Origin of the sequence: Micromonospora craterilacus (genome assembly GCF_003236315.1) — a bacterium.
GTDB lineage: Bacteria > Actinomycetota > Actinomycetes > Mycobacteriales > Micromonosporaceae > Micromonospora > Micromonospora craterilacus.
The window spans coordinates 1-10627 of sequence record NZ_POTY01000235.1; the positions used below are offsets into that span (position 1 = coordinate 1).

Annotated in this window: 11 protein-coding genes and 1 pseudogene; 4 read left to right on the forward strand and 8 right to left on the reverse strand. The window is 72.1% G+C overall.

From position 1 onward, the window contains the following. The 5 genes and pseudogenes from C1I95_RS27350 to C1I95_RS27370 form a co-directional block, all read right to left on the reverse strand. Nucleotides 1-253, reverse strand: a pseudogene (locus C1I95_RS27350) (peptidase S1); the annotation flags it as partial. Nucleotides 254-306: 53 nt separating this feature from the next. Continuing rightward, nucleotides 307-1266, reverse strand: a complete 960-nt coding sequence (locus tag C1I95_RS27355; RefSeq protein ID WP_111218001.1) for a VWA domain-containing protein — start codon at nt 1264-1266, stop codon at nt 307-309. After that, on the reverse strand, nt 1263-2279 hold the full coding sequence (locus C1I95_RS27360; RefSeq protein WP_111218003.1) for a DUF58 domain-containing protein: 1017 nt from the start codon (nt 2277-2279) through the stop codon (nt 1263-1265). The genes C1I95_RS27355 and C1I95_RS27360 overlap by 4 nt, the downstream gene beginning before the upstream one ends. Further along, nucleotides 2279-3328, reverse strand: a complete 1050-nt coding sequence (locus C1I95_RS27365) for an AAA family ATPase (protein ID WP_111218005.1) — start codon at nt 3326-3328, stop codon at nt 2279-2281. The genes C1I95_RS27360 and C1I95_RS27365 overlap by 1 nt, the downstream gene beginning before the upstream one ends. Nucleotides 3329-3558: 230 nt before the next feature. Continuing rightward, entirely contained in the window at nt 3559-4050 is a 492-nt protein-coding gene (locus tag C1I95_RS27370; RefSeq protein ID WP_111218007.1) for a hypothetical protein, read from the reverse strand. A gap of 426 nt (nt 4051-4476) precedes the next feature. On the opposite strand from C1I95_RS27370, the gene C1I95_RS27375 reads away from it, so the two are divergent. After that, a complete protein-coding gene (locus C1I95_RS27375) occupies nt 4477-5463 on the forward strand; it encodes an endonuclease/exonuclease/phosphatase family protein (protein WP_111218019.1) in 987 nt (328 codons plus the stop codon). A gap of 45 nt (nt 5464-5508) precedes the next feature. On the opposite strand, the gene cimA is transcribed toward C1I95_RS27375, so the two are convergent. Next, the gene (cimA, locus tag C1I95_RS27380) at nt 5509-7092 is read right to left on the reverse strand and encodes a citramalate synthase (protein WP_111218009.1); all 1584 of its coding nucleotides are present in this window, start codon (nt 7090-7092) and stop codon (nt 5509-5511) included. A 292-nt stretch (nt 7093-7384) separates the two neighbouring features. On the opposite strand from cimA, the gene C1I95_RS27385 reads away from it, so the two are divergent. Beyond that, nucleotides 7385-7897 (forward strand): PRC-barrel domain-containing protein, encoded by a 513-nt coding sequence (locus C1I95_RS27385; protein WP_199523930.1) that lies wholly within the window; start codon nt 7385-7387, stop codon nt 7895-7897. An 83-nt stretch (nt 7898-7980) separates the two neighbouring features. Then, nucleotides 7981-8721, forward strand: coding sequence for a tyrosine-protein phosphatase (locus tag C1I95_RS27390; RefSeq protein WP_111218011.1), 741 nt, complete (start codon nt 7981-7983; stop codon nt 8719-8721). Nucleotides 8722-8782: 61 nt separating this feature from the next. Here C1I95_RS27390 and C1I95_RS27395 read toward each other — a convergent pair whose 3' ends face one another. Both C1I95_RS27395 and C1I95_RS27400 read right to left on the reverse strand, forming a co-directional pair. Continuing rightward, nucleotides 8783-9880, reverse strand: coding sequence for a branched-chain amino acid aminotransferase (locus C1I95_RS27395; RefSeq protein WP_111218013.1), 1098 nt, complete (start codon nt 9878-9880; stop codon nt 8783-8785). Between the two features lie 68 nt (nt 9881-9948). After that, complete coding sequence (locus C1I95_RS27400; protein ID WP_158566485.1) at nt 9949-10209, reverse strand: helix-turn-helix domain-containing protein; 261 nt, start codon at nt 10207-10209, stop codon at nt 9949-9951. A gap of 100 nt (nt 10210-10309) precedes the next feature. Here C1I95_RS27400 and C1I95_RS27405 point away from each other — a divergent pair, with 100 nt between their 5' ends. Then, a complete protein-coding gene (locus tag C1I95_RS27405; protein WP_146605865.1) occupies nt 10310-10543 on the forward strand; it encodes a helix-turn-helix domain-containing protein in 234 nt (77 codons plus the stop codon). The last annotated feature ends 84 nt before the right edge of the window (nt 10544-10627 follow it).

The following is a 10627-nucleotide window of genomic DNA, read 5'->3' on the forward strand; positions in this document are numbered from 1 at the left end:
GCACCGGTGCGGCCGACGCCGCAGCCGGGCCCGGGCCGCCGTCGCGGCTGGCCACCCAGCCGCCCGCGAGCGCCCCGGAGCTGGTGGAGAGCGCCACCACCGCCAGCCCCGCCAGCAGCCGACGGTTCCAGCTCCACGCCGCCCGGTTCCGCGCCCCCTCGGCGCCGTCCGGCCGACCCCGCCCGTGGTGGTCGAGATCGGGCGAGACGAACCCGGGGCCCCGTGGCTCACCCAGTCCGGTCTGCACTGCCATACATACGCTCCTCACGTGTGCGCCCGGCACCGGCCGAACCGCGTCGAACGAGGTCAGGGCAGGCGGGAGAACCACCGCATCGAGCCGAACGCCGCGCCCATCGCGAACACCAGCCCGAGCCCGATGAATCGGGCCGAGACGTCCTGCCGTACCGTCCGCCAGCCCACCGAGCTGCCGATGTCGTCGTAGACCGCGCGCAGCTCGTCGCTCGTACCGGCCTGGTGGAAGCCGCCCCCGGTCTCCTCGGCGACGGCCTGCAACGTCTCCCCGTCCACCGGCACCTGGATCGGCCGCCCGCCCCGGTCGACGAAGCCGCTCGGCGTACCGAAGGAGATCGTGTGCACCGGGACCTTGGCCGCGACGGCGTCGGCGGCGGCCTCCAGCGGGTCCATGCCTGAGGTGTTCGCCCCGTCGGAGAGCAGGATGATCCGGGCCGGCGGCGGCTCGGTGGCGGCCTTGTCGTCCAGCGCCTTCACCGCGCCCAGCGAGGTGTTGATGGCCTCGCCGATCGCGGTGCCCTGCACCCCGGTCACCCCCTCGGCGAGCCGTTCGATGCCGTCGTGCAGCGCCTCACGGTCGGTGCTCGGCGGCACCAGCACCGCGGCGCTGCCGGCGAAGGCCACCAGCCCGACGTTGAACTCTCCGGGCAGGCCGTCGACGAACCGCCGGGCGGCGCTCTTGGCCGCGCCGAGCCGATCCGGCTCGACGTCGGTGGCGAGCATCGAGGTGGACACGTCCACGGCCACCATCACGGTGGCCCGCTCCCGGGGCACCCGGACCTCGGCGGTGGGGCGGGCGAAGCCGACGACGAGCAGCGCCAGCATGGCCAGGAAGAGGCCGGCTGGCAGGTGTCGGCGCCAGGTCGGGCGCCGCGGCGCCACCCGGTCGAGCAACCGCAGGTTGGTGAACCGGACGGCGTACCGGCTACGGCGGCGCTGCGCCACCAGGTAGGCCAGCGCCAGGGCGATCACCCCGAGCAGCAGCCAGAGCCGGACGGGCGACTGCCAGATCACGCGGCACCTCCCCGCTGCGGCCCGGCCGGGGCCGCGGCCAGGCGGCGCTGCGCATGCACGTGCCGCACGATGTCGGCCGCCCAGTCCCGGTCGGTACGCAGCGCCAGATGGGTCGCACCGGACCGGCGCACGGCGTGCCGGACCTGGTCGCGCTGGGCGGCGGCAGCCGCCGCGTACCGCTCGCGCAGGCGTTGGTCGCCGGTCCAGACCTCACGGCGCTCGCCGGTCTCCGGGTCGGCGAGGGTGATCAGACCGACGTCCGGCAGTTCCAGCTCACGCGGGTCGGTGACCTCCACCGCGAGCACCTGGTGCCGCACGCTCAGCCGGCGCAGCGGGCGCTCCCAGGCGGCCGGTTGGCGCGGATCGTCGGGCAGACCGTCGAGGAAGTCGGAGATCACCACCACCAGCCCGCTGCGGTTGGCCACCCGGTGCACCGCCGCCAACGCGTCGGCCAGATCGGCCGCGTCGGGCATCGGCGCGGTGTCCGCGTCGTGGCCGCCCACCCGGGGCGCCGCCAGCAACCCGCGCAACAGCCCGATCAGATGGGTACGCCCACCGCGCGCCGGCACCCGGTGCAGGCCGTACGGGGTGAGCACCTGCGCGCCAAGGCGGTTGCCCGGCCCGGCGGTGAGGAAGCCGATGGTGGCGACCGCGGCCACGGCCAGTTCCCGCTTGTCCAGCTCGGCGGTGCCGTACTCCATGCTGGGGCTGGCGTCGACCAGCACCCAGGTGGTCAGCTCGCGGTCGGCCTCCACCTCCCGGATGTGCGGGACGGTGGTGCGGGCGGTCACCGCCCAGTCCATCCGGCGTACCTCGTCCTCACCGGGCCGGTACTCCCGGCTGCCCGCGGGTTCGCTGCCCGGGCCGGGCAGCAGACCGCGCCGCTCGCCGTGCAGCAGCCCGTCGAGCCGCCGGGTGACGGTGAGTTCCAGCCGGCGTAGTCGCTGGTCGGGGGTGAGGTCGGTCAGCACCGGATCCGCCGGTACGGACACCGGCGCGCTGCGGCGTCGCATCACGCGGCTGCCAGGTCGGCCACGTACTCCGGTTGCCCGGTGGCCACCCGGGGCGGCGGGACCACCTCGACCAGCCGGCGCACGACCGACTCGGCGGTCACTCCGTCGGCGACCGCGTCGAAGGAGAGCACCAGCCGGTGCGCCAACACGTCCACCGACAGCTCCCGGACATCGTCGGGCAGGACGTACTCCCGGCCCCGGAGCATGGCCTGGGCCCGGGCGGCGGCGACCAGGCCGAGGGTGGCGCGCGGGCTGGCGCCGTAGGCGAGCAGCGGGGCGATCTCCGGCAGCCCGAACCGTCCCGGGTCGCGGGTGGCGAGGATGAGTCGGACCACGTACTCGGCGATGGCGTGGTGCACGAAGACCTGGGTGGCGCGGATCTGGAACTGGCGCAGTCGCTCCGGGTTGAGCACCCGGTGCGCCGTCGGGCGGTCGGTGCTCATCCGGTAGAGGATGGCCAGCTCGTCGGCGCCGTCGGGATAGTCGACGACGACCTTCATGAGGAAGCGGTCCCGCTGCGCCTCGGGCAGCTGGTAGACCCCCTCCGACTCGATCGGATTCTGGGTGGCCAGCACGAGGAACGGTTCCGGCACCCGGTAGCTGCGTCCGCCGATGGAGACCTGGCGCTCGGCCATCGCCTCCAGCAGCGCCGACTGCACCTTCGCCGGTGCCCGGTTGATCTCGTCGGCGAGCACCAGGTTCGCCATGATCGGACCCAGCTCGACGTCGAAGTTCTCCTTCGACGCGCGGTAGATGCGGGTACCGACGATGTCGGAGGGAACGAGGTCGGGGGTGAACTGGATCCGGGAGAAGGTGCCGCCGACCACCGTGGCGAGGGTCTGCGCGGCGAGCGTCTTGGCCACCCCGGGCACGCCCTCCAGCAGGCAGTGCCCGTCCGCGATCAGGGCGGTGAGCAGGCGTTCGACTAGCCGATCCTGCCCGACGATCACGCGTTTGACCTCGAAGAGGGTCTGGTCCAGCTCGGCTGCCGTCGCGTCGGGATCGGCCGGGCTGGGCAGGCTGGTCGTGGTGTCCGAGATGTCCGTCACGGTGCTTGCTTCCCGAGGCGGCCATCGGACAAACGTCGGATTTTCCGGCCCTCGACGGCCCAGACCGCGCGTCGGCAACCGTTACGGCGTGGAGTATCCGGCACCGCGCAAAGGAGGCCAGGCCGCACCGTCCTGGCGGAAGTGGACACGGTCCGGGCGCGGTCGGACCGCGGCGGCGTGACGACGAGGCCGGCCCCCGCCACAGGACGGGGGCCGACGACGGGGCTGGCTTAGCGGTGCACGATGAGGTGGAACGGCAGATCGACGGCGACGCCGGCGGAGTTGCGGGTCTGGATGAAGACGCCGTTCGGGGTGAGCAGGCGCGGCGCCACCGCGACCTCCCCGCCGGCCGGGATGCAGCAGGAGTCCGGCCGGCCGATCGTCGCCACGTAGACCGCCGTGGTGACGGTGCCGCCGAACTGCACCTCGTACTGCCCGACGCCGTACTTGATGACGACGCCGTCGCCCCGGGCCTTGGTGCCGTTGGCGTTGACCACCGTCCGGTAGAGGTCGGTGGACGCGGCGGCGACGGCGTCGCCCTTGGCGAGCACCGCCTTCGCGCTGTTCAGCGATGCCGTGGTGACGGCCGGCTGCTGCGCCCCGCGGCTCGCGGGCTGGGCCTTGGTCGCGGGCTGCGCGGCGGCGATCCCCCCGCCGGCCAGCGCCAGGGCCAGGGCCGCGATCGCCACCGCAGCCGCCTTACGTCGGAAAAAACTGGGCATGACAGGTCTCCCTTGGTGACCGTGCAGATACGACCGACCCGCGACACGCGGGACGGATATTGCCTTTTCCGAGTCGGTCGACAATGAACGCTGGCCGTCGGCGTGCGTCATTTTCGAGCGCACCTGACGACGACTGCACTCGGCGGTCCACATGCACTCTGAGCTGTGCTAACTGCCCCCGGCCGCGACCACCCGACCAGCTGGAACCTAGCACCGGAAAATGCCGTAGGTCAATAGCGATCACCCTTTCGGCCGGCTGTCCGATCGGCGCCACAGAAATTGTGAGAAGTGAATTCGGAAGTATTCACGAAAAGCATTCGGCGATTCCCCTCTGCGTATCGACGCCAGCCTCGGGGACGGCCGACCGGCGGCCCCGCCGTCGCATGCCGGCGGGCGGCACCGGCGAACTAGGCTGCTGCTGTGGAGATCACCATCGGCCGGCGATTCCGGGCAGTGCCGGTGTGGACGGCGCTCTGCTGGCTCGCCGTGGCGCCCGGAGCCGGCTGGACGCTGGCCCGGCTGGTCGGCCTGGACCGGGGGCCGCTGGTGCAGGCGCTGGCCTTCACCCCGTACGCGGCGGCCGGAAGCCTGGTCCCGCTGGTGCTCGCGCTCGCCCTGCGGCGCCGCTGGCCGGCGGTCGTCGCGGCGCTGACCACCGTCGCGCTGATGGCGATGGTGGCGCCCCGCGTACTACCCACCCCGCAACCGTCCGCCGGCGGGCCGACGGTGCGGATGCTCACCGCCAACCTGCTCGCCGGTGCCGCCGACCCGCGGACGCTGGTCGACCTGGTCCGCACCGAGCGGGTCGACGTGCTGGTCGTGCAGGAGTTCACCCCGACGGCCCAGGCCGAGCTGGATCGGCTCGGGCTCGACCGGCTGATGCCGCACCGGCAGCTCAACCCGGTCGTCGGCACCCCCGGCTCCGGCCTCTACTCGCGCCACCCGATCAACGACGGCGGCATCCGCCAGCTGCGCGGCGGGTGGGGCTTCACGCAGGCGTACGCGAGCGTGACGGTGCCCGGCGCGCCCCCGGTACGCGTCGAGTCGGCGCACCCGGCGGCGCCGTACGCGCTGGACCAGACGGGCCACTGGCGTACCGACCTGGCGGCGCAGCCGGCGGCCACCCCCGACGGACCGCTGAGCATCCTCGCCGGGGACTTCAACGCCACCCTCGACCACGCCCCGCTGCGGGCCCTGGTCGACACCGGCTACGCCGACGCTGCCGCCTCGGTCGGCGCCGGGCTCACCGGCACCTGGGGCCCGTACGACGGCGACCTCATCCCGCCCGTGGTGATCGACCACGTGCTGGTCGACCGCCGGATCGCGGTACGCGCCGTGGCGGTGCACCCGCTGCCCGGCAGCGACCACCGGATGGTCCTCGCCGAATTGCGACTGCCGGGCACGGACGGGTGAGCAGGGTTCCCTGCCGCTACGTTCTGCGTTATGCCGGGGCCTTCCTCACACCCGGGCGCGGTCGAGGCCGTAGGTGAGCGCGTCGACCAGCGCGTGCCAGCTCGCCTCGACCACGTTGGGGTGCACGCCGACCGTGGTCCAGCCGCCGCCCCGGCCGTCGGCCGTCTCGACCAGCACCCGGGTCACCGCGCCGGTGCCGTGGCTGCCCTCCAGGATGCGCACCTTGTAGTCGGCCAGTTCGAAGTCCCGCAGCTCCGGGTAGTGCCGGCCGAGGCCGACCCGCAGCGCCTCGTCGAGCGCGTTGACCGGGCCGTTGCCCTCCGCCGTGGCGATCACCCGCTCGCCGCGTACCCGGATCTTCACGGTCGCCTCGGAGACCACCGCGCCGTCCTCGCGGTGCTCGACCAGCACCCGGTACGACTCGAGGGCGAACGGTCGCGCCGGCGCGGCGTCCGGCAACTCGGAGCGGACCAGCAGCTCGAACGAGGCGTCCGCGGCCTCGAACGACCAGCCACCCGCCTCCAGCTCCTTGACCCGGTTGGTGACCCGGGACAGCGTCTCCGGATGGCCGGCCAGATCCAACCCGAGCTCACGGCTCTTGAGCTCGATGCTGGCCCGGCCGGCCATCTCGGTGACCAGGATCCGCATGTCGTTGCCCACCACCTCGGGTTCGACGTGGTTGTAGAGCAGCGGATCCACTTTGATCGCGCTCGCGTGCAGCCCCGCCTTGTGAGCGAAGGCTGCGGCCCCGACGTACGCCTGGTGGGTGTCGGGGGCGATGTTGGCGATCTCGGCGATGGCGTGGGAGACCCGCACCATCTGCTCCAGGCAGCCCTCCGGTAGGACCGGCAGCCCGAGCTTGAGCTGGAGGTTCGCGACGACCGCGAAGATGTCGGCGTTGCCCGGCCGCTCGCCGTACCCGTTGGCGGTGCCCTGCACGTGCCGGACGCCGGCCTCGACGGCGGCGATGGTGTTGGCCACCGCGCAGGCGGTGTCGTTCTGGGCGTGCATGCCGAGCAGCTCGGGGGCGACGCCGATCCGGTCGGTCAGGTCGACGATGGCCGCGGTCACCTGGGACGGCAGCATTCCGCCGTTGGTGTCGCAGAGCACGAACCGTTCGGCGCCCGCGGCCAGCGCGGTCTCCACCACCGACGCGGTGTACGCCGGGTCGTGGCGGTAGCCGTCGTAGAAGTGCTCGCCGTCGACGAAGACCCGACGCCCCTCGGCGACCAGGTGGGTCACCGTGTCGTGGATCATCGCCAGGTTCTCCTTGGCGGTGGTGCGCAGCGCCCGCTCCACGTGCCGCAGGTCGGCCTTGGCGACCAGCGCGATCGCCGGAGTCTGCGCGTCCAGCAGGCCGCGCACCTGCGGGTCGCCGGCGGCGACCGCACCGGCCCGGCGGGTGGCGCCGAAGGCGACCAGCACCGCGTGCTTGAGGTCGAGTTCGGTACGCGCCCGACGGAAGAACTCGGTGTCCTTCGGCACCGCGCCCGGCCACCCGCCCTCGATGAACCCGACGCCGAGTTCGTCGAGCAACCGGGCCACCGCGAGCTTGTCGACCACCGAGTAGCTGAGCCCCTCGCGCTGGGCCCCGTCGCGCAGGGTCGTGTCGTAGACCTGGAACGTCATGAGGATCCCTTCGTCAGGCACCGGCCAGCGCAACAAAAAGACCTCCCGCGGCTGCGGGAGGTCTGCGCGCTCGGCGGAGGGGAGGCCGGCGCGCTAGTTGCCAATAATGCGGGCGGTGCAAGTCACGCTGGGTACTCTGCCACCCGCCAACGGGTTTGGGAGGCAGAATCCACATATCGGGACGCGAATTCGTACGCCGGGTGTAGGACGCGTCGCACGGGGTAGGAGTTTTCGGGACAAGGAAGCACGTTCCTCCGAGACGACTCACCAGAGTCGGGGCAGGAGAGATCCCATGGACAGGCTCGACCCGAACAGCACGCCCGCCACCCCGGACCCGGCGCCGCACGGCAGGCCGGGAGACCCGGCCCTCCGGGCTGTTCACCGGGAGGATGTGACACTCCTCGGCGACCAGGGCGTGGTCGCTGGTGGCGCCCCCGCCGGCGCCTTCGATCCGTGGAGCTACCGGGACGACTCCGGGGTGGCCGGCGTCAACATGGTCGGCTACAAGGTCGAGGCCAGCGACGGCTCGATCGGCAAGATCGACAGCAGCAGCCAGGAGGTCAACGCCAGCTATCTGGTGGTCGACACCGGGCCGTGGATCTTCGGCAAGAAGGTCATGCTCCCGGCCGGGACGGTGAACCACGTCGACCACGAGGAGCAGAAGGTCTACGTCGACCGCGACAAGGACCAGATCAAGGCGGCACCGGAGTACGACGAGGCGGCCACCGACCCGGCCTACCGGGACAAGCTCGGCGGCTACTACAACGACACGTACGCGGCGACCCCGCCCGGGCTCTTCCGGTAAGGGTGCCCGGCCCAGCACCCGACTGGGCAGAGACGGCGTCACGGCCGGTGGGCACTGTCCCACCGGCCGTTTACCGTGTCAGGGTGGACGCCATCGAGGTCACCCGCAGAATCCCGTTCAGCGCGACGTTCAACTTCCGTGACGTCGGCGGCTACCGTGGCCGGGACGGCCGCACGGTACGCACCGGCCGGCTCTACCGCTCCGACTCGCTGCACCGCATCGGCGACCCCGACCGGGACGCGTTCGCCGCGCTCGGCGTACGGACCGTCATCGACCTGCGCCGCCCCTCCGAGGTCGAACGCGACGGCCGGGTCCCCGACTTCGACGGTCTCACCTACCGGCACATCCACCCGGAACACGCCGAGTGGGGCGAGCAGCCGTACCAGCCGGGCGGCGACCTCGCCCGCTACCTCGCGGACCGGTACGCCGACCTGGCCCGCACCGGCACCGCCGGGCTCGCCGAGGCGATCAGCCTGATCGCCGAGGGCGCCAACGCGCCAGTGGTGGTGCACTGCGTCGCGGGCAAGGACCGCACCGGCATCGTCTGCGGCCTGACCCTCGCCGTGCTCGGCGTCAACGACGCCGAGATCGCGGCCGACTACGCCCTGAGCAACGAGGCGTCGCGGCAGTACAGCGCCTGGGTCGCCGCCACCCTTCCCGACGCCGCGAAGGTACCGGCGCCGTTCCTCGCCTCACCGGCCGAGACGATGCTGCTGTTCCTCGCCGAGATCCGCGAGGGCCACGGCTCCGTCGACGACTACCTCCGCACCGCCGGCGTGACCGACGACCAGCTCACCGCCCTGCGCACCCACCTGCTCGACTAGCAATGCCGCCGGCGCGGTCACGAGGGGCCCCTTCCGTCAAGAAGGGGCCCCTCGTTGACTCTCAGAGCACCCGGTGGACCCAGTTGTGCGGGTCGGCGGCCTTGCCGCGCTGGAGGTCGGCCAGCTGCTGGCGCAGGGCCATGGTGACCGTGCCGGGCTCGCCACCGCCGATGCTGAACTCTCCGTTGGGGAAGCGCACCTGCCCGATCGGGGTGATCACCGCCGCGGTGCCGCAGGCGAAGACCTCGCGGAGCCGGCCGCTGACGGCGTCCGCCTGCCAGTCGGCGAAGCTCACCGGCCGCTCCTCGACCCGGTGCCCGGCCGCCGTGGCCAGGGTGAGCACCGACTCCCGGGTGATGCCGGGCAGGATCGTGCCGGTCAGCGGCGGGGTGGCCACCGAACCGTCGTCGTAGACGAAGAAGACGTTCATGCCGCCCAACTCGTCGACGTACCGCCGCTCCACGGCGTCGAGGAAGACCACCTGCTCGCAGCCGTGCTCGGCGGCCTCGGCCTGGGCGGCCAGCGAGGCGGCGTAGTTACCGCCGCACTTCGCGGCACCGGTGCCGCCCGGTGCGGCCCGGGTGTAGTCGGGCGAGACCCAGACCGTCACCGGCTTGACCCCACCGGCGAAGTACGCCCCCACCGGCGAGGCGATCACCACGTAGAGGTACTCGTTGGCCGGCCGGACGCCGAGGAAGACCTCGCTGGCGAACATGAACGGCCGCAGGTAGAGGCTGCCCTCGTCACCCTCCGGAATCCACTCACGGTCGATCTCGATCAGCCGGTGCAGCGAGTCGACGAAGGTCTGCTCGGGCAGCGCCGGCATGGCCATCCGGGCCGCGGACCTGTTGAACCGGGTCGCGTTGGCGTACGGGCGGAACATCGTCACCCCGCCGTCGGTGGCGCGGTACGCCTTCATCCCCTCGAAGATCTCCTGCGCGTAGTGCAGCACGGCACTGGCGGGATCCATCGGGATCGGCCCACGCGCCTCGACCCGGGCGTCGTACCAGCCCTTGCCGTCCGCGTAGCGGATGGTGACCATGTGGTCGGTGAAGACCCGACCGAACCCGGGGTTGGCCAGCAGCGCAGCCCGATCGGTGGCGGATACCGGCGCGGGATTCGGACGGATCTCGAAGTCGAGCTTGTCACCACCGCTCATCGCGCTGACCTCCCTGGGGGACGACGGCATGCGCCGACCGCATGCCGGAAACATTTGTGCCAGAAAACTTACCCCGAACGCTCGTTCGGTCGAAGTGCGGGCGCGAGCAGGGCTGAAACCTGGACGCCGAGCACGTCGGCGATCCGCTGGAGATCGTCCAGGTCGATCGTCTTAACCCCCGTAAGTCGGTAGTTCAGCCAGGCGTGTGACACGCCCATCGCCTGCGCCAGCTGCCGCTGGCTCATCCGCCGCCGGGTCAGCAGCACCCGGATTTCTTCGGCGACCAGGTCGCTGAGACTTGTCACCGTGCCGGTATCTGCGTTCGCCATATGGTGAGAGTGACACTGCATCGGTGTCGCGTCAACGTCATGGCGATGAATGAATAGGCGAGGCTTGACACTGTCACGGAATCCGTGACAGTGTCACTCCATGCAAAACGACGTTCGCGCCAGAATCGCCGCCGAGGTGCGCGCCGAGTTGGCGCGGCAGCAGAAGTCTCAGCGGGACGTCGCGGCGCAGGTCGGTCTCTCGCAAGCGTCCGTCCAGCTCCGCCTGGTCGGTGAGCGGCCGTTCCGGGCGGAGGAGCTCGCGATCATCGCGGACTGGCTCGGGGTGCCGGCCGGGCAGTTCCTGCCCCCGCTGGCCACCGCAGGCGTCGCATGACGCCGTTCCCGTGGAGCAAGCCGCAGCCCCGCGGCCCGCAGCCCACGACTCCCAGCACCCCCAGGCCGAAGCCCCGCACTCCCC